Annotated in this window: 21 protein-coding genes and 1 pseudogene; all 22 read right to left on the bottom strand. The window is 43.3% G+C overall.

Annotated features, from left to right (window positions below):
* Positions 1–52: 52 nt before the first annotated feature.
* The 22 genes and pseudogenes from nrdI to mnmA all read right to left on the bottom strand — a co-directional run bounded on the left by nrdI (position 53) and on the right by mnmA (position 21785).
* Positions 53–517 carry a class Ib ribonucleoside-diphosphate reductase assembly flavoprotein NrdI gene (nrdI, locus tag J5566_RS02540; protein WP_208561934.1) on the bottom strand — a complete coding sequence of 155 codons (465 nt, stop codon included), beginning with the start codon at positions 515–517 and terminating at the stop codon, positions 53–55.
* Between the two features lie 76 nt (positions 518–593).
* Positions 594–1532: a YitT family protein gene (locus J5566_RS02545; protein WP_432215580.1), complete on the bottom strand. Its 939-nt coding sequence runs from the start codon at positions 1530–1532 to the stop codon at positions 594–596.
* On the bottom strand, positions 1519–3270 hold the full coding sequence (gene aspS / locus J5566_RS02550) for an aspartate--tRNA ligase (RefSeq protein WP_208561936.1): 1752 nt from the start codon (positions 3268–3270) through the stop codon (positions 1519–1521). The genes J5566_RS02545 and aspS overlap by 14 nt, the downstream gene beginning before the upstream one ends.
* Before the next feature lie 94 nt (positions 3271–3364).
* Entirely contained in the window at positions 3365–3817 is a 453-nt protein-coding gene (locus J5566_RS02555) for a GNAT family N-acetyltransferase (protein WP_208561937.1), read from the bottom strand.
* A gap of 9 nt (positions 3818–3826) precedes the next feature.
* A complete protein-coding gene (locus tag J5566_RS02560; RefSeq protein WP_208561938.1) occupies positions 3827–4738 on the bottom strand; it encodes an aldo/keto reductase in 912 nt (303 codons plus the stop codon).
* Positions 4739–4794: 56 nt separating this feature from the next.
* The gene (locus J5566_RS02565; protein WP_208561939.1) at positions 4795–5481 is read right to left on the bottom strand and encodes a DUF4956 domain-containing protein; all 687 of its coding nucleotides are present in this window, start codon (positions 5479–5481) and stop codon (positions 4795–4797) included.
* Complete coding sequence (locus J5566_RS02570) at positions 5462–6205, bottom strand: polyphosphate polymerase domain-containing protein (protein WP_208561940.1); 744 nt, start codon at positions 6203–6205, stop codon at positions 5462–5464. Before J5566_RS02570 ends, J5566_RS02565 begins: the two co-directional genes overlap by 20 nt.
* 77 nt (positions 6206–6282) lie before the next feature.
* Positions 6283–6999 (bottom strand): PepSY domain-containing protein, encoded by a 717-nt coding sequence (locus J5566_RS02575; protein WP_208561941.1) that lies wholly within the window; start codon positions 6997–6999, stop codon positions 6283–6285.
* Positions 7000–7310: 311 nt separating this feature from the next.
* Positions 7311–8792 (bottom strand): M56 family metallopeptidase, encoded by a 1482-nt coding sequence (locus J5566_RS02580; protein WP_279630934.1) that lies wholly within the window; start codon positions 8790–8792, stop codon positions 7311–7313.
* A 25-nt stretch (positions 8793–8817) separates the two neighbouring features.
* Positions 8818–9186, bottom strand: a complete 369-nt coding sequence (locus J5566_RS02585; protein WP_208561943.1) for a BlaI/MecI/CopY family transcriptional regulator — start codon at positions 9184–9186, stop codon at positions 8818–8820.
* 118 nt (positions 9187–9304) lie between these two features.
* On the bottom strand, positions 9305–10318 hold the full coding sequence (locus J5566_RS02590) for a glycosyltransferase family 2 protein (RefSeq protein WP_208561944.1): 1014 nt from the start codon (positions 10316–10318) through the stop codon (positions 9305–9307).
* 265 nt (positions 10319–10583) lie between these two features.
* Positions 10584–12104, bottom strand: coding sequence for a flavocytochrome c (locus J5566_RS02595; protein WP_208561945.1), 1521 nt, complete (start codon positions 12102–12104; stop codon positions 10584–10586).
* A 160-nt stretch (positions 12105–12264) separates the two neighbouring features.
* Positions 12265–12876 (bottom strand): 30S ribosomal protein S4, encoded by a 612-nt coding sequence (gene rpsD / locus J5566_RS02600; RefSeq protein ID WP_002938227.1) that lies wholly within the window; start codon positions 12874–12876, stop codon positions 12265–12267.
* A gap of 205 nt (positions 12877–13081) precedes the next feature.
* Complete coding sequence (locus tag J5566_RS02605) at positions 13082–13333, bottom strand: Veg family protein (RefSeq protein ID WP_044689963.1); 252 nt, start codon at positions 13331–13333, stop codon at positions 13082–13084.
* A gap of 3 nt (positions 13334–13336) precedes the next feature.
* A complete protein-coding gene (gene dnaB, locus J5566_RS02610; protein WP_158456180.1) occupies positions 13337–14692 on the bottom strand; it encodes a replicative DNA helicase in 1356 nt (451 codons plus the stop codon).
* Between the two features lie 39 nt (positions 14693–14731).
* Positions 14732–15184 (bottom strand): 50S ribosomal protein L9, encoded by a 453-nt coding sequence (rplI, locus tag J5566_RS02615; protein WP_208561946.1) that lies wholly within the window; start codon positions 15182–15184, stop codon positions 14732–14734.
* Between the two features lie 9 nt (positions 15185–15193).
* On the bottom strand, positions 15194–17155 hold the full coding sequence (locus J5566_RS02620) for a DHH family phosphoesterase (protein ID WP_208561947.1): 1962 nt from the start codon (positions 17153–17155) through the stop codon (positions 15194–15196).
* Between the two features lie 81 nt (positions 17156–17236).
* Positions 17237–19153, bottom strand: a complete 1917-nt coding sequence (gene mnmG / locus J5566_RS02625; RefSeq protein ID WP_208561948.1) for a tRNA uridine-5-carboxymethylaminomethyl(34) synthesis enzyme MnmG — start codon at positions 19151–19153, stop codon at positions 17237–17239.
* On the bottom strand, positions 19150–19611 hold the full coding sequence (locus J5566_RS02630; protein ID WP_208561949.1) for an NUDIX hydrolase: 462 nt from the start codon (positions 19609–19611) through the stop codon (positions 19150–19152). The genes mnmG and J5566_RS02630 overlap by 4 nt, the downstream gene beginning before the upstream one ends.
* Positions 19604–20032, bottom strand: a pseudogene (locus J5566_RS02635) (NUDIX hydrolase); the annotation flags it as partial. The gene J5566_RS02630 and the pseudogene J5566_RS02635, both read right to left, overlap by 8 nt.
* 16 nt (positions 20033–20048) lie before the next feature.
* Positions 20049–20501 carry an NUDIX domain-containing protein gene (locus tag J5566_RS02640; RefSeq protein ID WP_172079480.1) on the bottom strand — a complete coding sequence of 151 codons (453 nt, stop codon included), beginning with the start codon at positions 20499–20501 and terminating at the stop codon, positions 20049–20051.
* Positions 20502–20660: 159 nt separating this feature from the next.
* Positions 20661–21785, bottom strand: coding sequence for a tRNA 2-thiouridine(34) synthase MnmA (mnmA, locus tag J5566_RS02645; RefSeq protein WP_044773556.1), 1125 nt, complete (start codon positions 21783–21785; stop codon positions 20661–20663).
* Positions 21786–21993 lie beyond the last annotated feature (208 nt).

Consider the following 21993-nt stretch of genomic DNA (forward strand, 5'->3'; position numbering starts at 1 on the left):
ATAATCTCCTTAAAAAAACTCACCGAGTCAATTCTCGGTGAGTTTTTTGCGTCTATGCTTTTTCTTCCATGAGGGCCATAATCTTAAAGCCGATTCGTTCAACATCATTCTGCATACCACGAAGTTCGAAGTTATCAATCACAGGAAAGCCAAATCGCTCGGCGTATTGCTTGGCGGTCAAGCAATATTGGTTGTTGAAATTGCGATTACCTGAACCAACAACACCCAGACAGAGCTCTGAATTGTCCCCAAAAGCGATAAAATCGCCCAAGGGATTGGTCAGAATCTCCACATCTCCGTTATCGACACCATTTCCGCCTTCCAGATAGGTAGGAAGAAAGGCAACGAAGGGAGCATCCAGCTGGTAAAAGGGAATGTCCTGCTTGACCAGGTCCTTGACATGAACAGGCTCCACCTGCCAATCAGTCTGGAATTGGAAAAAGCCTCTCAGGCGTTTGACAAAACTCTCTGTATTGCCACTCAAGCTGATATAAACTAGGTAAATGGTTGGTTTCATAGATCTCCTCTTCAAAGAAAAACACTACATATAGAATTCGAATACTATTGTACTCCCATATGTAGTGTTTTGTCAATTAATCACTTTCCACGAAATGCCCGATAATGTTGACATTATCTGCGACAGATACAAAGGCTTTGGGGTCGGCCTTTTTCATAATCTGTTTGAAATCGTTAAACTCAGCACGGGTGATAATGGTGATGAGAATGGTTTTTTGCTCATGATTATAAGCCCCTTCTGCATCGTTGATAATGGTCACACCACGATTGAGTTTCTTGTGAATCTTTTTTATGACCCGCTCAGGCTGATTGGTGATAATCATGGCCTGCATCCGCTTTTGTTTGACAAAGATAGCATCTGTCATGCGACTGGAAATGAACAGAGCCACCATCGAATAGAGAGCGTATTTCCAACCAAAGGTCACACCTGCTACCAGCATGATAAAGATATTGACACTGAGCGAGATGGAACCAACTTGGCGCCCCGTTTTCTTCCGTATCAAAATGGACACGATATCCGTGCCACCGCTGGACACATTATTCCGTAGGGCAAAACCAATTCCTGTACCGAGCATAAGCCCGCCGAAAATGGCGTTGACCAAAGGGTCCGTCGTCAGAGTAACTGGTGGCATAAACTGAATAAATAAGGAACTAAGAGATACGGTGATAAAGGTAAAAATTGTAAACTTGTAGCCAATCTTGCGCCAAGCCAGGATCAAGAGGGGAATATTGAGTCCGTAATAGACCAAGGCAATGGGAATATCTAGATTAGCATAGGTTTCTGCTAGAGCGGAGACAATTTGAGCCAGTCCTGTTACGCCTGAGGAATACACCCGTCCTGGTCGAAAGAAAAAATTCACCGCAATACTAGATAGGAGTCCATATATAATGGACCCCGATATCCGTTCTGCATATTTTTCTCGAGAAATCCCCGAAATAACTGACCAAAATTTATTCTTTCTGGCATTTCTTAAGAAAAGAACACGCTGTTTTCTGAAAAATTTATTCATTTTCAAGTGTAATATCTAAAGCCAATTCCTCTAATTGAGCTGTTGCAACTGTACTTGGTGCCTGGGTCATGGGGTCAGAGGCCTTATTGTTCTTCGGAAAGGCGATGACTTCACGAATATTGTCCTCACCAGCCAAGAGCATGACAAAGCGGTCCAAGCCGATAGCCAAGCCACCGTGTGGTGGGAAACCGTAATCCATAGCTTCCAGTAGGAAGCCAAACTGCTCATGGGCATCCTCAGCTGAGAAACCAAGTGCCTTGAACATCTGCTCCTGCATGTCTTTTTGGTTGATACGAAGGCTACCGCCACCCAATTCATAACCATTCAAAACAATATCATAAGCAACCGCACGCACCTGAGCCAAATCACCATCCAAGTGATGAGCCGTGTCTGCTGTTGGCAAGGTGAATGGGTGGTGGGCACTCATGTAGCGACCTTCCTCTTCAGACCACTCAAACATCGGCCAATCCACAATCCAAAGGAAGTTGAATTTGCTTTCGTCAATCAAGCCTTGTTCCTTGGCCAAGCGGTTCCGTAAAGCACCCAAGGTATTGTTAGCAACTTCCAACTCGTCCGCTACAAAGAGGACCAAATCCTTGTCTTCTAACTGTAAACTTGCTGTCAAGTTTGCTGTAATGCCTGTCAAGAACTTGGCAACTGGTCCAGCCAATTCACCTTGGTCAATCTTGACCCAAGCCAAGCCTTTGGCACCAAATTGTTTGGCGTACTCTGTTAATTTATCAATGTCTTTACGTGAGTAGCTATCCGCCGCAGCCTTGACAACAATGGCCTTGACAACAGGTGCTTCTGAGAAGACCTTGAAGTCAACTTCCTTGACAAGCTCTGTCAAGTCTTGCAAAAGCATCTCAAAACGAGTATCCGGCTTGTCTGAACCATAGAAGTTCATAGCATGGTCATAGGACATACGTTGGAAGGGCAAGGTTACATCGATTCCTTTGGTATCTTTCAAGACCTTAGCAATCAAACCTTCCACGATGTCTTGGATTTCAACTTCATTCAAGAATGAGGTTTCTAAGTCCACCTGGGTAAACTCCGGCTGACGGTCCCCACGCAAGTCTTCATCACGGAAACACTTAACGATTTGGTAGTAGCGGTCAAAACCTGCATTCATCAAGAGCTGCTTGGTAATCTGTGGGCTTTGTGGAAGGGCATAAAAATGACCTTTGGACACTCGAGAAGGCACCAAGTAATCACGCGCACCTTCTGGCGTTGACTTGGTCAACATTGGCGTTTCCACATCGATAAATTCAAGCTCGTCTAGATAGTTCCGAATGCTGTGAGTTACAGCTGCACGCAATTTGAAGTTGTTAAGCATTTCTGGACGACGAAGGTCCAAATAACGGTAACGAAGGCGGGTATCATCACTAGCTTCAATCCCATCCTTGATTTCAAATGGTGTTGTCTTGGCCGTGTTCAACACTGTCAAGCCGGATACTTGTAGTTCAACCGCCCCTGTTGGGATATTGTCGTTAGTTTGTTCACGCTCCACAACCGTTCCAGTTACTTCGATAACAAACTCACTGCGGAGGCTTTCAGCAGTTGCCATGAGATCTTGATCTACAAGTTCTGGATTAATGACCAATTGCATAATACCTTCGCGGTCACGCAAATCAATGAAAATCAAGCCACCCAAGTCACGGCGGCGGCCAACCCAACCTTTCAAAGTAATTTCCTGTCCGACATGCTCCTTACGAACACGTCCAGCATACATAGAACGTTTCATTTTCTTCCTCTTTTACTGATTTTATACCTATTCATTCTACCATAAAATGGCTAATTTTTGGGGGAAATTGCCGAGAAAAAACGAAAAACCAGCCTTAACCGACTGGTTTACTATATACCATATCCAAATGCGGAATATCATCCTCCAAATATACTTCAGAAACTGGCTTAAAGCCTAGTGATTGATAGAATTTTTCTAAATAGGCTTGGGCACCGATTTTAATTTGACTTTCTTTCCATTCATTTGTAATGTAATGAATAGCTTTCTCCATCATTGGCCGACCCAATCCTCTACCACGATGACTTGGCTTAATGACCACACGACCGATAGAAACTACATCATAGCTCAGACCTGCCGGTAAAATTCTCAAGTATGCAACCAACTCCCCATTGTCTGTACCTAAAATATGAAGGCTTTTTGGATCCTTTCCATCAACTTCAGGATAGGGACAGGCTTGTTCTACAACAAATACATTGGTCCGAAGTGTCAAGATGGTGTAAAGTTCCTGTAAACTAAGTTGGTCAAATGCTTTTATTTCCCACTGCATACATTCCTCCTAGGGCAGAATGTTGCCTGCACTTTTATAGATTTCATACCATTCTGGTCGAGTGAGGGTAAGTTGGCTGGCCTGGGCAATCTTTTTCAGGCGGTCTGGATTCATAGAACCGACTATAGTTTGAATTTTCGATGGATGACGCAAAATCCAAGCAACGACAATTGTTTCATGTGAAACATGGTAGCGCTCTGCTATTTCCCCAAGGGTCTGATTCAGAGAAGCATAGTCAGGATGGTTGGCGAAAATCCCCTGCTGCAAATCAATCAGAAAGGGTGACCAAGCCTGAATAGTGATTTTTTTGAGCTGGCAATAATCAATCAAACCTCCATCCCGCATGGTCGCAGCATCGTCTTTCATATTGACATGGAGCCCTGCATCAATCAAAGGAGTATGAGCTGGCGAAAGTTGGAGCTGATTGACCGCTAGAGGCTGATCCAGGTAGGACTGGAGCAACTCCATTTGGTAGATGTTCTGGTTGCTGACACCGAAATGTCGCACCTTACCAGCCTGCTTCAAGAGAACAAAGGCTTCTGCCACTTCCTCTGCTTCCATGAGGGCATCTGGACGGTGGAGGGCCAAAACATCAAGATATTCTGTATCCAGGCGCTTGAGAATACCATCCACTGACTCCAAGATGTAGTCTTTAGAAAAATCAAAATACCCCTTACGAATACCGCATTTTGATTGGAGAATCATGTCATCCCGCTTGATACCTGCCAATTTTGTTCCTTGTGCAAAGCGAATTTCCGACTCGCCTCCGCCATAAATATCTGCATGATCGAAAAAGTTGATTCCTTCCTCAACGACTGTTTTCAAGACCTTAGCCGTTTCCTGCTCACTCAAACTGGCCATTCGCATACAGCCTAGACCAATTCGCGAAACTTTTAATCCTGTTTGTCCTAATTTTTGCATAAGTTGCCTCCTCTTCTGACTTCATTATATACAAAAAAGAGATTGTTGCCAATCTCTTACAAGGTTTTCTTCTTTTGTGCTAACTTGCTGATATTGATTTCAATATCTTCATTAATTGCAAGAAGACGATCAATGACTTGCTTATCTGTTAAAGAAGCATCTAAGTCAACATTGTAGGATAATTCCAAAGTGTTGGATTTTTTTACATTTTTAATGCTTACTAGCTCAACATACTTGCAAGCATTGACGAAAGTCGCTTCGAATAGGAGTTCGTAGTTTAAATCACGAGGAACACGAATTGTAATTTGCCGTCTTGTTTGACTCACCGTTGCAAAACTTGTATTCTCCAACAATAAGAGTACAATACAAACAAAGACTGTGAAAATTGCAGCTAAAACCAAAAATCCCATACCACAAGCTAAGCCAATTCCTGTTGCAATAAACACTGATAAGAGCTCCTTAGCTCCACCTGCTGCGGAACGAAAACGAATCATCCCAAAAGTTCCTGCGATCGCAACACTTGTTCCCAAATTGCCATTGACCATAAAAATAATCATCGCCATCAACATCGGCAACATCGTCAAGGTAATAACAAACTCCTTTGAATAGAGGGTCTTGTGTTTGTAAACAAGCGCTAGTAAAATCCCCAATGCCAAACTAACCACTAAACTGAGAGCTAATTGAATGGGATCGGCTACCCCTGAAGCACTGTCAAAAACACTCTTAAACAACTGCTCTTTCAACTAATTCCTCCTCTGCTAACTCTTCTACTAATTTTGTATGTGCTGTTCCATATTTTGAAAATGAAACTCTTTCCAAGCCATACTTATCAATGATGGTCTGTAACCAGGATGGGTAGACTTCTGGAACCTTGATTTCCATGATAACCTGATTTTCATCCAACAATGGGTAGCCATACTTTCCTGCAAACAGGCTAACATCATATGGACGATATAGAATATTTTGATCAATGGTCACGCGCACCTTCTTATCCTCAATGCCCTTCATAGAAAAACGATCATAGTAGATATACATCATTGGCTCAATTTTTCCATAGCGTGCTCGCAATTCTGCCATTGTTTCCAAGAGTGTCGGATTGGTAATAGTTTCATCTACAATCGAATGATGAATAAAATCCAACACCGATTTTGGACGAGAAGTCAACCGATCTTTCAATCCTATACCGTCTTCTTTTTTCTTAATTTCTAAAAATACCTGGCTATTCTCTGTCGGACAGGCATCATAGGTCCGCATCCGAATTTTTTCTCGCTTCCACAATCTCTCTGCAGAATCCTGGATCATTTGGTAGCTTGAGGTATCGAAATAAATATTTGAAATGGTCGAGGTTGGATAGTCATCTTCCACTAGATGGTTTTTTAGATCAGCTAAAACTGCTGCAAGTTGCTTGCGATCCAAGATATATTTGGTTTCAATTCGTTTAAATTTGGTTTCTACTTTCTTCGACATACTATTCTCCTTTTTTCTACATTTGTCGTTCTAAGGGGTTAAGAGAAGAGTGGCTCACTTCCCACTCTCCCTATCTATTACCAGCTTTTCTTTGCTTCTACTTTTTTCTTAATAATTTGACCTGTTGTACCGTTTATCTTGTAGTCAAATTCAGAGTTGTTGGCAAGGGCTTCAACCTCATAGATGCCTTTCTCAAGGTCAACCTCTTTAAAGCGAACTTTAGCTGCTGCCAAGCCTAAATCTTTCAAGACAATAGTCTTCACTTGTTCTACTGAAAGTGTTGGCACTACTGCCACTTTCTTAGGCTGTGTGACTACAACTGGTTTTTTCTGCGGAGTTGCTGGTTTTACAGCGACTGCTTTTGTCTTTTTCTTGATAATCTTGCCTGTTAAACCATTGATATCATATTCATATTCAAGGTTATTTGCCACAAAATCCACTTCATAAACACCCTTCTCAAGATCTACTTCTTTGAAGCGAACCTTATTAGCTGTCAAACCTGCATCCTTCAGGGCAATTGTTTTTGCCTGCTCCATTGAAATCGTTACGGCAACAGTTGTTTTCTTCGCTTGAGTTGGTTGAGCTGGTTTAACAGTAGTCTTTGTAGGGGCTAAGTTCTTTGACTTTTTCTTAATAATCTTTCCTGTGCTAGCTTGGACATCGTAGTCGTACTCCACATTGTTGGCAACTAGATCAATTTCATAGATCCCTTTTTCAAAATCAAGATCCTTGAATCGTACTTGACTAGCATTCAAACCAAGATCTTTTAATACGATTGATTTTGCTGCATCCATTGTTTTGATTTGATTGGCCGATACTGTTTGCTACAAACCAAGTGTAGCGGCTACTAGTGCTGTAAATGTCAATGTTTTTAACTGTTTCATAATAAACTCCATTATTGTTTTCTTCTACGTTTGTAGTATTTGATATTTTAGAATAGAGTGGTCTCCCACTCAATCTTCTACAACTGTAGTATATCTATATTCTACAGTTGTCGTTTAAAAAAGTCAAGTCATTTGCTTCAAAAAATTTTCTTTTGTTCAATGACAAAAAGAAGATTAGTAGTTTCCTACTAATCTTCTACAAAAGGCTATCTTAGCCCAAACTAATCCTCCACATCCTCGGTTTCAGTATCTTCCACATCATCATCCGTATCAGGTTCTTCACTGTTAGTGCTTACTGGGGGATTGGGAGTTGGGGCTGGAATCACCTGACTACTTGTTGAAGCAGGAGTAGATACTGTTGTTTGGGTTTGATTACTTGTTGCTACAGTTTGACTAGTAGAAGCTACTGTCGGCTGACTGCTCACTTCTGACGCAGTTTGACTAGCTTGGTTACTGCTAGTTGAGGTTGACGAAGTTGAAGACTCTGCTACTAGCTTTAGTGTCTCTTTTTCTATTTTTGTCAATGACCTACTTGCCTTATCCACCTGAACACGGTATAGGGTTTCTTCATGGGAAAATTCAATTAGGTAGTAGTCACCTTGATCGCTGGCTTGGACATTGGTCACAGCTGATAATTCAAGAGATTGGTCCTTTAGAGATAATTGAATGGCATCCTCTTGTGTTAAGGTTGCTTCTTGCACTTGATGCAGTTGTGTTTCACTCATGGCCACTACAAATATCGAACCTGAAAAAATCAAGGCACAGCTAGTAACCAAAGTGACAAGGATTGCAAGGGATGGTTTTGGTAAGCGACTATCCATGATACTGATAATCCGACGCTTGAGATTGAACTTATTTGAGTAAAAACAGCTAGATAACAAAATCGGTTGCTGACTCTTATGGATCATGGTAATAATCGTCTCACCATAGAAAGAGCGATAGGCTTGATCTCTTTCATGTAGGACACTGTGATCACAATAGCTCTCTGCAGCCTCTTGAACCTCCTTGCAGGCAAAGGCCACAATCGGATTAAACCAATGCGCAGCTTTTACCAGTAGAACCAAGAGATTGACATAGATATCTCGGTGTCGATAATGGGTTAGTTCATGCTCAAAGATCAAATCCAGCTCTTCGTCCGTATAGTCTATTGCAGGAAGAAGAACGATTGGATTACGCAAGCCGAAGATCATCGGACTTGAAACCTGCGGATAATGGAAAAGTCGAATTGATTTCTGAATTCCAAATTCTTCCTTGATAACTTGGAAATTAGCTAAAATACGAGCATCTGCAATTGGATTTCCCCACCGTTTCAATAAATTCCGGAATTTTACATAGGAAAAGACCGCACGACCAATCACCACCAGGAACCCTACCAACCAAACAAGTAAGAATAGTTCTATCCATGGTAATCCCAAGAACATTTCCCAAAGATTTGGTTGACTGACAACTGCCTCTGTACCTGTTTGGCTAACAACTCTTGCTGTGCTTGTCGCTAGATTCTGACCATGTTCAATTGTTACCAAGCCTTGTCCAAATCGTGGACGGAAAGGAAAAATCAAACTAACCAACAGAACCAACCAGGTCAAGTAACGAACGCGAGCAGACACACGGTTTTTCAGTAAGATAAAAAGGCCACTAAACAGTACAATCAAAAATGACTTATATAAACTGATTAGCAAAAAAGATAGCAGTATAGATGCCATAATAATTCCTCAATTATTCTCTTTCTTATTTGTTCAATAAACCTCTTAGCTCATCCAACTCGTCTTCTGATAAGGCATTCGATGAGAAAAGGGTCTTCACTAATCCTCCCAAGGAATTTCCTTGGTAACGGTCTAAGAAGTTTGATGTCTCAACAGCCATGTATTCTTCCTCAGAAATTACTGCTGTATAGTGGCGTTCGCGACCACTTCGTTCACTCTTCAAAAAACCCTTTTCTGTCAAGCGAGCCAATATCGTCAGCAGGGTTTGCGGTTTCCAGTGATTATCCTCTCCTAAATGACCGATAATTTGAGCTGAGGTTACTGGGTTGGGTAAATGCCAAATGACACGCAATACATTAAATTCTGCGTCTGGCAATCGTTTCAATTCATTCATTTGTGAAATCCTCTTTTCTTTTTATTATTCTACACTTGTCGTTTTTCTTTGTCAACAGAAATAACCTGCTTCCTAAAAAGAAAAGAAGAAAGCCTAGTTGTTCGGCTTCCTTCATTCCTTAATTAAATCCATAAATTCTCTTGGCAATCTTGTAAACGGCGTTGGAAATCTTTCGGCCTGGATAGCCGTAAAGATTGGTCAATTGACCGAGCAGACCTTTGCGAACAATTTTGAAAAGAGATGGATTATGGTCCCGAATGTAGTGCCAGAGTTCCTGCTTTTTCATCATATGCTCAGCTGTTCCACCTCGGTTTAGTAAGGCACAGGAGATAATAGTGGTAATCTCCACGTGATTGAGCAGATAACTCCGCAAGTCAGGATTGGTCAATTGATCCAAATCCAACTCATCTACCAGTATTTTATTAACCTTGATCTGCTGATCAATCCGCTTGATCATGACGGATTCGTTGACAGATTGGTCATTTCGCCCGATAAAGTAGCGGTAAAAATCCACTGGCAGATAGTACATGATCTGAACTGCCTGTAAAGGTGTAAAGACAAAAATGTTATCCACATAGAAGGTATGCTCTGGCAGGACCAATCCCACTTCCCGTAGTAAGTCTGTCCTGTAAATGAGAGAATGCATCATCATGTACTGTCCCTTAGAGAAGGCACCTACATCCTCCCAGCCAAAAAGACGATTTTCAGGTAAGACATCCCGATAGGACATAGATTTTTTTCGATGCTGGCCTTCTTTTTCATAGACAAAGTTGGAAATGAAGGCATCAACAGGCGTATTTTCTGCTTCCAAGACCTGTAGTTTTTCCAAAATCTTCAGATAGGCTCTGCTATCGACCCAGTCGTCTGAATCCACGACCTTGAAATAACGGCCCTTGGCCTCACGAATCCCTGTGTTGACTGCTCCGCCATGTCCCTTATTGTCCTGATAAATGGCCCGCACATTTGGATAGCGGGCCGCTAAATCCTCAGCAATCGCCTGGGTCTGATCCGTCGAGCCGTCATTGATAATCAAAATCTCGACCGCATCCTCGCCGACGACCAGAGAATGAACGCAATAGTGCAGATAGTCTTGGGCGTTGTAGCTGGGAATGGCAATGGTTAGTAAGGTCATCTTTCTCTCCGTCTTGGCACAATTCGTTACTATTTTATCACATTTTTTAAAATCAGGCTCAGCTTCTTTTGAAGAAAATTACTTATGCACAGCCTGTGGATAAGTCTGTGAACAAGCAGAGCAATTCCCGTCAATCCAAACCTTTCCTTACCTTTTTACTGCTTATTTAAGGGATACTTGCCTGTAATTCCCAGAAAAAATAGTGAGACTTTTCTACAGTTTTACAAATGAGACCTCAAAAAAGACCCATATGGGTCTTTTTCTCTTATTTCGCAAAAGTAGCCGCTTGTTCACCAGCCTGGCGTCCGAATACGATTATATCTGCAACTGCATTGCCACCAATTCGGTTTTTACCATGTACACCGCCTGTGACTTCACCAGCAGCATACAAACCAGGAATTGCTTGTCCGTCTGCATTCAACACTTGAGTGTTGGTATTGATTTTCACACCTCCCATGGTGTGGTGAACACCGGGTGCGACTTTAATGGCATGATAGGCTCCTGTATTCAAGGCATGGTCCATACCAGAACTTCTGCCAAAGGCTGGGTCATTCTTGTCTGCCACAGCTTGATTCCAGCTATCCAAGGTAGCTTGTAGTGTAGCAGCTGGAAGATCGATTTCTTTAGCTAATTCTTCTACGGTCTCACCTGTTTTCACCAGCCCCTTGCTTTCATACTGTCCGATGGCTTTTACACGATCCTTGAGGGCATCGTCAAAAACGACATAGGCATAGTTGGGATCTAGGGAGTTAATGGCCGCGGAAACCTTATCTCGCGTTTCTAATTCATTCACGAACCTCTCACCTTTGGCATTGACCAATATAGCCCCTTCACCACGTACGGCTTCTGTAATCAGGTAGGAAGTTTCTTGCTCAACAGTTGGGTGAATCTGGATTTGTTCCATATCAACGGTTGCTGCCCCCTTGTCCTCCGCAAGAGCAATACCGTCACCAGTTGACCCTTCCTGATTTGTCGTCACGTAACCTTCCAAGGCTGGATTGAGTTTGGCAACCATGTCTAGGTCTGCCCCGAAACCACCTGTTGCCAAAACGACTGACTTAGCTGTGATAGTTTTGCTTTCGCCAGCAATCTCCACTTCAACACCTGTCACGCTACCTGCTTCTTCTTGTAAATCTGTTACTTCAGCATTGACGAAAATCGGTACTTCTCTCTCAACAAGATTGTAGTAGAGGCCGTTCACCAAGTAACCGCCAACTGCTGAGCCATCTGCTGGTCGGTGAGTCCGTTTTTCGCTCATCCCCCCTGTTGTCGTAATATTGCTGAGGGTAATCCCAAGCCCATCCAGCCAATCAATAGCGGCTGCAGAATTGTCAACTAGGTAACGAAGCAATTCTGGGTCATTTGTTCCACCGCCACCTTTGAGGGTTTCTTCGTAGAATTTGTCGTTGCTATCTGCAATGCCTTCTGCTTCTTGGAACTTAGTCTGAGAAGCGTTCATCCCTGCAGAGGATTTGGCTGTATTGCCTCCGATAACGGGCATTTTTTCCAAAATCACAACATCTGCACCAGCATCCTTAGCCGAGATAGCCGCTGCCATACCTGCCCCGCCGGAGCCCACTACAATGACATCGTAACTATCCTTAAGTTCTGACGGATCTGTATAAACCTTTTCTGATGCACCAGAAACCGTTTCTTCCTTACTGGATGAAGAAGTCGAAGTTGAGGACTGGGCACTGGATTGATTGGACTGAGTCTGACTACAAGCAGCTAGAAAGACAATTCCAATAAAGCTTAGAAGCAAGCCCAACCAGTATCGTTTTTTCATAAAAAGACCTCCTGTTATATTATTATATAACTTGATTCTACAGAATTTAGAGGAGATTTTCAAGTGATTTTGTGTATTTTTTCACAAAAATTATCAAAATAGTAGGGGCAACAAAAAAACCAGCCTGAGATAGACTGGTTTGAAAAAACAGATATAAATCTTAGAGCATTTTGTTGTAGAATTCTACGACAAGAGCTTCGTTGATTTCTGGGTTGATTTCATCGCGTTCTGGCAAGCGAGTCAATGAACCTTCAAGCTTTTCAGCATCGAATGATACGAAAGCTGGACGGCCAAGAGTTGCTTCAACAGCTTCAAGGATAGCTGGAACTTTGATTGACTTCTCACGAACTGAGATCACTTGACCAACTTCAACACGGTATGAAGGGATATCAACGCGTTTGCCGTCAACAAGGATGTGACCGTGGTTTACGAATTGACGTGCTTGACGACGAGTAGTTGCCAAACCAAGACGGTAAACAACGTTGTCCAAACGACGCTCCAAAAGAAGCATGAAGTTGAAACCAAGGGTACCTTGTTTGATTTTAGTAGCTTGTACGAACAAGTTACGGAATTGTTTCTCACCCAAACCGTAAGAGAAACGCAATTTTTGTTTCTCAGCCAATTGCAAACCGTATTCTGACAATTTAGAACGGTTGTTTGGTCCGTGTTGACCTGGTACGTAGTTACGACGTGCCAATTCTTTACCTGTACCTGTCAATGACAAGCCAAGACGACGAGCTTGTTTCCAAGATGGTCCTGTATAACGTGACATAGTTATGTCCTCCTAAAATAAAAAATATTGTTGTAGGAAATAACTGTTTAAGCAAACCTGATTCGTGCAGGAGGCCTTCATCGAAACAGCAACGATTACTCTTCTTGCTGACCTTCTGTTGACGAGCTTCATTTTGCCCTGCTGTTATTTCACACAAAGGTTAGTATAGCACAAAAAAAAGGCTCTGTAAAGCCTTTTTACTAGATTAGTCCAAGTAATGAATCAAAATCTTTTCAGTCAAAATATCTGAGTAAGTATAGGATTCTACAAAAGTATTGTTTGGATCTTCAAACTCTACGATAAAGAGAGATTGGTAAACCTCAATAATTCGCCCTTGTTTGTTCTTTTCACGCTTACGACCATTTTCAAGGGTCAATTCAACAATCTGTCCCTCATGATCCTTAATATCTTGTTTGATTTGCTTCATTTTCGCAACATCTGTAAATGCATCACTCATTCTCTATCCATCCTCTCTCTTGGAAATACTTGCAAATTTATTGTATTCTTTTTGGAACATGAGTTCCACGGTACCACGTGCACCGGAACGGTTTTTCTCAATGATAACTTCAACCGTATTGTTGGGAATGCCGCCGTCTTCTTGCTCACCACGCTCATAGTAATCATCACGATACAAGAAGGCAACGATATCCGCATCCTGCTCGATAGACCCAGACTCACGGATATCGGACAAGACGGGACGCTTATCCTGACGCTGCTCAACTCCACGGGACAACTGACTAAGGGCGATAACGGGAACTTTCAATTCCTTGGCCAAAATCTTCAACTGACGGGAGATTTCTGAAACCTCTTGTTGCCGGTTTTCCCGACCTGTTCCCGTAATCAACTGCAGGTAGTCAATCAAAATCAAGCCCAGATTGCCTGTTTCCTGGGCCAACTTGCGTGACCGCGAACGAATCTCCGTAATTTTGATACCAGGCGTATCATCAATATAAATACTGGCACGCGCAAGATTGGCCTGGGCAATAGTTAACTTCTTCCATTCTTCATCCGACAACTGACCAGTACGAATAGAACGCGAATTGATAACCCCTTCTGCCGCCAACATACGGTCCACTAAGCTCTCCGCCCCCATTTCCAGAGAAAAGATAGCAACTGTCAAGCCCAGCTTGGTCCCGATATTCTGAGCAATATTGAGGGCGAAGGCTGTCTTACCAACGGCTGGCCGAGCCGCCAGGATAATCAATTCTTCTTCATGCAGACCCGTTGTCATGGCATCAAGAGCAGGATAACCCGTCGCAATCCCTGTGATATCCGACGTCTGCCGCGACCGGATTTCTAGATTTTCAAAGTTGGTATTGAGGACATCGTCAATCCGCTTAAAGCCGCTTCTACTAGCTCCCTCACTAACATCGATTAAGGCCTTTTCTGCCTGGGCGATAATCTCATCTGATTCATCCGCACCTTCATAAGCAGAGTTGACCGCATCCGTCAACCTCTCAATCAGTTTCCGGAGATTTGATTTCTCCGCGACAATCTTGGCATAATATTCCGCATTGGCGGATGTCGGTACAGAGTTGATGACTTCTGCCAAGTAAGCCAAGCCACCGATACTTTCCAAATCACCATGATTGGCCAAATAGTTGCGCATAGTCGTCGCATCAATGGCCTCATTGCGGTCAGACAGGGCAATCATGGCCTTGAAAATCAGCTTATGGGCATGTTTGAAGAAATCCTCAGCCTCAATGTATTCTCGCACAAAGACCAGTTTGCCCTCGTCAATGAAAATGGCACCTAAGACCGACTGCTCCGCCAAAATATCCTGGGGCTGAACCCGTAATTCATCTATTTCTGCCAAGTTCTCACCTCCTCCATCCTCTCCATTGAACTGACTGTATTAGGCTTCTTTTATGCTCAAACGAATTTCACCAGTGATGTCCTGGTAGATTTTAACAGGGACTTCAATCAAGCCCAAGGCACGAATTGGATGATCCAATTGGATGTGGCGCTTGTCAATCTTGATTCCAAATTGTTTTTGCAATTCTTCTGCAATTTTCTTGCTAGTAATTGAACCAAATGTACGTCCATCTGGACCAACCTTTTCCACAAATTGCACCAAGGTCGCTTCATCAGCCAATTTTGCCTTGATTGCTTCTGCTTCAGCTACCATCTCAGCGTGGGCTTTTTCTTTTGATTTCTCTTGGCCACGTAATTCACTAATAGCTTGGTTGGTAGCTTCTTTTGCAAGGTTTTTCTTAATCAAAAAGTTTTGGGCGTAACCAGTTGGCACTTCCTTGATTTCACCTTTTTTTCCCTTGCCTTTAACATCTGCTAAGAAAATAACTTTCATCTGCTTTACCTAACTTTCTTTTAATAGTTCTTGTATCTTATCGATAATGTTAGCCTGAATCTCTGTCATGGACTGATCGTAGATTTGAGCAGCAGCCAGGTTAAAGTGACCGCCCCCTCCCAACTCTTCCATGATACGCTGAACATTGACCTTGCTACGGCTTCTAGCGGAGACAGCGACATAGCCCTTGCTATTTTTCGTCACCACAAAGACCGCCTCAATACCAGACATGCCCAAGATAGTATCTGCTGCCTTGCTGGTTACAACACTATCATAGGTTCGCTTTTCATCCCCACAGGCTAGAACGATATGTGGCATCACCTTCTGACCACGCAAAATTAACTCATTGATTTGCTTATACTCTTCGTAGTCCGTTGCCGCAATCTGTTGAATTTCCAGATTATCACTCCCCCTACTACGGAGATAGCTAGCCACGTCAAAGGTCCTGCTGGTCACCCTCGAAGTAAAATTGTGGGTATCCAACATCATCCCTGCCATCAGCAAACTAGACTGAAGACGATTGAGTTTATGGTGCTTGTCATTTTGAAACTGGATCAATTCTGTCACCAACTCGCTGGCTGAACTAGCGCCACTCTCAATATAGGTCAAAATAGCATTTGCTGGGAAGTCTGAGTCTCTTCGGTGATGGTCCACCACAACCACTTGACTAAATTCTTCATAGAGTTCCTTGGAAAGAGTCAAACTAGTTTTCGAATGATCTACCATGATCAAGAGAGACTGATGGGTGACTTTCTTCATTGCTTCTTCAACAGTCAGGAGGTTAGAACAGTTTTCATCCGATAGCTTTTTAATGGCACGAGCAATGTCTGGTGCCATTTCATTGGGATTATAGACCGTATAGGCATTATTCATAATATTTTGAGCAAAATACTGCATCCCCACAGCCGATCCCAAAGCATCTAGATCTAGATTTTTATGCCCCACGACAAACACACTATCTACAGACTTGAGCTTGTCAGACACTGCTGTCATCATGGCACGGGTACGGGTACGCGTCCGTTTAACTGAAGAAGCTGAGCCCCCGCCAAAGAAGATTGGTTGCTTACTCTCATCGCTTTCCTTGATAACAGCTTGATCCCCCCCTCGAACCTCAGCCATGTTGAGATTTTGAAGGGCAACTTGTCCGATTTGATGATGGTTCCCATCACCATAGGCCAAGCCCATACTAAGGGTCAAAGCAAGTTCCAAATTTTTAGCCTTTTCACGAAACTTATCAATTACTGAAAATTTGCTTTCAATCAAACTTTCCAAGACACCGTAATCCGTAAAGAAATAGAACCGATCCATGGTTCCCCGACGGTAGTAAATATCATATTCATGACAGAAATCCGATACAAATTGAGCCAAGAAGGAATTGACCTGGCTAATCTGCGAATCGGTAAAATTATCCTCAAGTTCATCATAATTATCGACAGAGATAATACCGATAACTGGACGACTTCCAATCAAGTGGGTCGTTGCCTTATACTCAGTTGATGCATCAAAAAAGTAAAAGAGCCCCTGTTCAAAGTCCACATTGACAGCGTACCGTTTACCGGAAAAATTAGCATAAATCCGATCTTGGTCCAGCCCAACATCGATAATTTCACGCAGTTTCTTCTGATCAAAGGTCCCATTTTCCTGAGCAAAAATGAGCTCTGCATAGGGATTAAACCACTCTACCTGGTTGCTGTCCATCCTCACCTTGATCACACCAACGGGCATCTTATCCAAAAGTTGCATCAAGCCTGAATTGGCTTGATTGTTTAAGTATTCAATTTGCTCAATTTCACTGAACTCGTAGGAATGCTTTTGGTAGATAAACAAAACAATCAGGAGTAGAAGGGTGACAAAGAGAGCGAGTAGCATCAAGCTAGACGCAGGAAAAAGACTACTGATAGTTGCCAATAGTCCAAACAGTATGACACCGATCATCACAAAATGAAGTGTTACAAACCGAAATTTTTTCATTATAAACCTCTTCCTGCCATTCTACCATAAATAGGCCTAAATTGCTAGCTTTCTCCAGCCTATCAGAAGAAAAGAACAGCCTTAGTGACTGTCCTTTGATTTGTTTTTAGAAATGGAACGACTGCGTCCTTCCAAGTAAACCATAAGAATGGATATATCCGCTGGATTGACACCGGAAATCCGACTAGCCTGGCCAATGGTTTCTGGTGAAATCAGCTTGAATTTCTGACGGGCTTCGGTTGCTATGGAGTCAATATCATCCCAGTCAATGTCGGCTGGAATGCATTTTTCTTCCATGCGTTTCATCTTCTCTACTTGGTCCAAGGCCTTGGCAATGTAACCTTCATACTTGACCTCTGTTTCAATCAATTCAATGGTCTTGGCATCCAAGTCCTCTGCCGCTGGGCCGATAAAGGCTACTGCATCTGCGTAGGTCACATCTGGACGACGCATGAATTCCTTGGCGGTAAGGGCATCCGTCAGAGGCTTGAAGCCCATGGCAACAACCTTTTCATTGGTTTCCTTGATTGGCTTGAGTTTGATAGACTCCAAGCGCTTCATTTCATTGTCAAACTGGTTTTTATGGATTTGGAAAATCTGCCAGCGTTCATCATCCACCAAGCCGACCTGACGACCAATCTCCGTCAGTCGCATATCGGCATTGTCATGACGCAGAATCAAGCGATACTCCGCCCGACTGGTCAAGAGACGATAAGGTTCCACCGTTCCCTTAGTCACCAAGTCGTCAATCATAACTCCGATATAACCGTCGCTTCGTTTCAAAATCAACTCAGGCTTGCCCTGTACCTTGAGGGCTGCATTGATACCAGCGACAATTCCCTGACCGGCTGCTTCTTCATAACCCGACGTTCCGTTGGTCTGACCTGCTGTGAAAAGCCCTGAAATCTTCTTAGTTTCAAGCGTCGCCCGCAACTGATGAGGCATAACCATATCGTACTCAATGGCGTAACCCGTCCGCATCATCTGGGCATTTTCCAAGCCTTTAATAGAGTGAATCAAGTCCTGCTGCACATCTTCCGGCAGACTGGTTGACAGCCCTTGGACATAGATTTCGTCTGTATTGCGACCCTCTGGCTCTAGGAAAAGCTGGTGGCGTTCCTTATCGGCAAAACGGACAATCTTGTCCTCGATTGACGGACAATAACGGGGCCCAATCCCCTTGACAATTCCTGAAAACATAGGTGCTCGATGAAGATTGCTGTTGATAATCTCGTGGCTGGTCGCGTTGGTATAGGTCAACCAGCAAGGAATTTGATCCTGCAAATAATCCTCATCCTTGGACAAGAATGAAAAGTGATTTGGCTTTTCATCACCTGGTTGAATCTCCGTGTCTTCGTAATTTATGGTACGAGCATTGACACGCGGTGGCGTTCCTGTCTTGAACCGACCGATTTCAAGACCAAGCTCCTTCAGATTATCCGCCAGCGTGATAGAAGCTAAACTGTTATTAGGCCCTGACGAATACTTGAGATCACCAATGATAATCTCACCACGCAGGGCAGTACCCGTCGTCACCACAACCGCCTTGGCTGAGAATTTCTGGTTGGTAGCCGTACGGACACCGATCACCTTGCCATCCTCCACCAAAATCTCATCAATCATGGTTTGACGCAGGGTCAGATTTTCCTGACGCTCCACCGTCCGCTTCATCTCTGCAGCATACTCTACTTTATCCGCCTGAGCCCGCAAGGCACGAACAGCTGGCCCCTTACCCATATTGAGCATTTTCATCTGGATATAGGTCTTGTCAATGTTGCGGCCCATTTCGCCACCCAGGGCATCGATTTCCCTTACCACAATCCCCTTGGCAGAGCCACCAATGGAGGGATTACAGGGCATAAAAGCCACCATATCCAAGTTAATAGTTGCAAGCAAGGTTTTACAGCCCATCCGACTGGCTGCCAATCCCGCCTCTACTCCCGCGTGCCCTGCACCGATCACGATGACATCATAATTTTCTGCAAATGTGTGTGTCATGTTGTTTTCTCCTTCATGTTCATAATGTGTTTAACTTGTCCACTCCAGTTTGGCAATTCTTGAGCCAGAAAGGCTGGCACGATATCTAGGTTGACAATTTTGTCAACGTCTATCCATTCACAAGCTTGCTTCAACTTCCCTTCAATCATCTTTTCAGGCATTTCTCCAACAGGCTCCACGATAAAATGAAGCTCGATATTGTGAAAGTCTATACCTTCATGTGTAAATTGATTTTCAACAACAAAAGCCAATTGATTGACACGACTGTCAACCCCTAATTCTTCTTTGACTTCTCGAACAGCCGCATCCGCTGCTACCTCATTGACCTCAACTGCACCGCCAATGGTATAATAACGGCCCTTATTATCTTTGGTCAGGAAAATCTTCCCATCCTTTATAATCAATGCAGTCGCTCGAACACCAAAAATTTGGTTGACAACTCTGGTTCTGAAATCCATTTATCCTTCTCTTTTCTAAAATTTCGTCCAGATATGGAACTAAGTTTTTCTTATTTTTATCGGTAGGAGCTAACCATAGAAAATCTGTATGCTCTTCTGGGTCAAGAAGAATAGTTTTTGGTTGTTCAGGAAGTGTTACTTCATAGACTAGCCTTGTAAACACCGTCTGTTTTTCTTCATCAAACTGACTATCTTCATGGATAATGATCAGATTTTCCTTTTCTATCGAAATACCTGTTTCTTCAAAACACTCTCTCACTGCAGCATCACGGGACAACTCATTCTCCTCAACACGACCGCCTGGAATGTCCCAATATTGAGGAAAAACATTGGGTTTGCCACGCTTAGTCTGCGAACGCTGAATAATCAAGTGGCTGTCTGCAACAGTCAGTAAAACATGGGCAATCAGCTTGACAGGCATGGTTTCCTCCGCTACTTTAGTTGTCTTTGTTCATAAAATGCTTTAGTTGTCCGTCCCAGTTGGCTAACTCGGTCTTAAGAAAGGCTGGATTGAGATCCAGTTTCTCTAAGTCCGCAAAAGCAACCCATTCACACTGGCGAACAGAATTCCCTTCTTCCAGATTGGTCGCTGGATTAGACAGTGGGGTAACTATATAGAGAAATTCAATCTGATGATAGGATTTCTCCTGTAAGGTGAACTGATTTTCAACGATAAATGCTAGTGGTCCAACCTCCACATCAATTCCGATTTCTTCTTTCATTTCCCGCAGGACAGCCTCTTCGGTTGTTTCACCAAGCTGAATAGCTCCACCTAAGGTGTAGTATTTCCCCTTGGGTGACTTAACAAGATATAACTTCTCATCTTGTACCACCAAGCCCGTCGCACGGACACCGAAAATCTGGTTGTCAACTCTGGTTCTGAAATCCATCTTCTCTCCCCAATCGCAAAAAATAGCCAAAACTCTCGAAAATTGCAGGACAAAAAAGCCTACAATTCCCATGAGCTTTGACCATCATAGTTCTTGTTAGAAATATTGTATCAAATTGTCCTGACAAGTCAAGTTAAACAATCTTTACAAACCTGTCAACTAAATATACTGACAAGCCACTCCATCCTTGTAGGCCATGTCAATCATACCGCCGCCCAAGCATTCTTGTCCATCGTAGAAAACAACCGCTTGCCCTGGTGTAATTGCTCGTTGTGGCTCTGCAAAGATGACTTCTGCCTTGTCCCCTTTTACCTTGACAGTTACTTGACTATCTGGTTGACGGTAGCGGAACTTAGCTGTACACTCTAATGTGAATTCTTCCGGCATATCCCGTGTAAAGTGGACTTGACTAGCTTGTAAAGAAGTTGACATCAAGGACTCATGATAGAAGCCCTGTCCGACATAGAGGATATTTTGGGACAGATCTTTTCCGACAACAAACCAGGGCTCATTATCCCCACCTATTTGTCCTCCGATACCAAGCCCGCCCCGCTGACCAATGGTATAGTACATAAGGCCTGTGTGTTCACCCATATCACGACCGTCCACCGTCATCATCCGACCGGGCTGGGCTGGCAAATACTGCCCCAAAAATTCTTTGAAGTTCTTTTCACCGATAAAGCAGATTCCTGTAGAGTCCTTCTTTTTAGCTGTCGCCAAGCCTGCTCGCTCTGCTATTTCCCTCACCTGAGGCTTTTGTAAATGGCCGAGCGGAAACATGGTTTTCTGCAACTGCTCCTGTGAGAGTTGGCTGAGGAAGTAGGTCTGGTCCTTGCCATTGTCTGCCCCACGTAGCATATGGACAGTGCCGTCCTCGTCGCGTGACACCTGAGCATAATGCCCCGTCGCCACATAGTCCGCACCCAAGTTCATAGCGTAATCCAAGAAAGCCTTGAACTTGATTTCCTTGTTACACATGACATCTGGATTAGGTGTGCGGCCTGCCCGATACTCTGCTAGGAAGTACTCAAATACGCGATCCCAGTACTCTTTTTCAAAGTTGACAGAGTAGTAAGGAATGCCGATCTGGTCTGCCACTGCAGCCACATCCTTGTAATCTTCTGTTGCTGTACAGAAGCCATTTTCATCCGTGTCGTCCCAGTTTTTCATGAAGATGCCGATCACATCGTAGCCCTGCTCCTTGAGCAAGAGAGCCGTAACCGATGAATCCACACCGCCACTCATACCAACAACAACACGGGTTTTCGAATTGTCTATTGACATCATCTTCTCCCATCTTTTCGTTGAAATAACGATTTGAAGGTCGTATTCCAAAATTTTTTCAAAAAACGATTTGAAGGTCGATTTTGAACAACTTGTATTATACCACACAAAAGGGAGAAGAAACAGGAATTTGGTATTGAAACCCCATTCATCTAGGCATTCTATCCAAATCAAAAATTTGATATAATAGTATTAAGAAAAACGTGAG

This window comes from Streptococcus suis (assembly GCF_017601095.1).
Classification (GTDB): Bacteria; Bacillota; Bacilli; order Lactobacillales; family Streptococcaceae; genus Streptococcus; species Streptococcus suis_Z.

Coding starts and splice junctions, on each gene's coding strand:
- nrdI (WP_208561934.1), bottom strand. CDS start 517: ATGAAACCAACCATTTACCTAGTTTATATCAGCTTGAGTGGCAATACA.
- aspS (WP_208561936.1), bottom strand. CDS start 3,270: ATGAAACGTTCTATGTATGCTGGACGTGTTCGTAAGGAGCATGTCGGA.
- J5566_RS02555 (WP_208561937.1), bottom strand. CDS start 3,817: ATGCAGTGGGAAATAAAAGCATTTGACCAACTTAGTTTACAGGAACTT.
- J5566_RS02560 (WP_208561938.1), bottom strand. CDS start 4,738: ATGCAAAAATTAGGACAAACAGGATTAAAAGTTTCGCGAATTGGTCTA.
- J5566_RS02570 (WP_208561940.1), bottom strand. CDS start 6,205: ATGTCGAAGAAAGTAGAAACCAAATTTAAACGAATTGAAACCAAATAT.
- J5566_RS02575 (WP_208561941.1), bottom strand. CDS start 6,999: ATGGATGCAGCAAAATCAATCGTATTAAAAGATCTTGGTTTGAATGCT.
- J5566_RS02580 (WP_279630934.1), bottom strand. CDS start 8,792: ATGGCATCTATACTGCTATCTTTTTTGCTAATCAGTTTATATAAGTCA.
- J5566_RS02585 (WP_208561943.1), bottom strand. CDS start 9,186: ATGAATGAATTGAAACGATTGCCAGACGCAGAATTTAATGTATTGCGT.
- J5566_RS02590 (WP_208561944.1), bottom strand. CDS start 10,318: ATGACCTTACTAACCATTGCCATTCCCAGCTACAACGCCCAAGACTAT.
- J5566_RS02595 (WP_208561945.1), bottom strand. CDS start 12,104: ATGAAAAAACGATACTGGTTGGGCTTGCTTCTAAGCTTTATTGGAATT.
- rpsD (WP_002938227.1), bottom strand. CDS start 12,876: ATGTCACGTTATACAGGACCATCTTGGAAACAAGCTCGTCGTCTTGGC.
- J5566_RS02605 (WP_044689963.1), bottom strand. CDS start 13,333: ATGAGTGATGCATTTACAGATGTTGCGAAAATGAAGCAAATCAAACAA.
- rplI (WP_208561946.1), bottom strand. CDS start 15,184: ATGAAAGTTATTTTCTTAGCAGATGTTAAAGGCAAGGGAAAAAAAGGT.
- J5566_RS02620 (WP_208561947.1), bottom strand. CDS start 17,155: ATGAAAAAATTTCGGTTTGTAACACTTCATTTTGTGATGATCGGTGTC.
- mnmG (WP_208561948.1), bottom strand. CDS start 19,153: ATGACACACACATTTGCAGAAAATTATGATGTCATCGTGATCGGTGCA.
- J5566_RS02630 (WP_208561949.1), bottom strand. CDS start 19,611: ATGGATTTCAGAACCAGAGTTGTCAACCAAATTTTTGGTGTTCGAGCG.
- J5566_RS02640 (WP_172079480.1), bottom strand. CDS start 20,501: ATGGATTTCAGAACCAGAGTTGACAACCAGATTTTCGGTGTCCGTGCG.
- mnmA (WP_044773556.1), bottom strand. CDS start 21,785: ATGTCAATAGACAATTCGAAAACCCGTGTTGTTGTTGGTATGAGTGGC.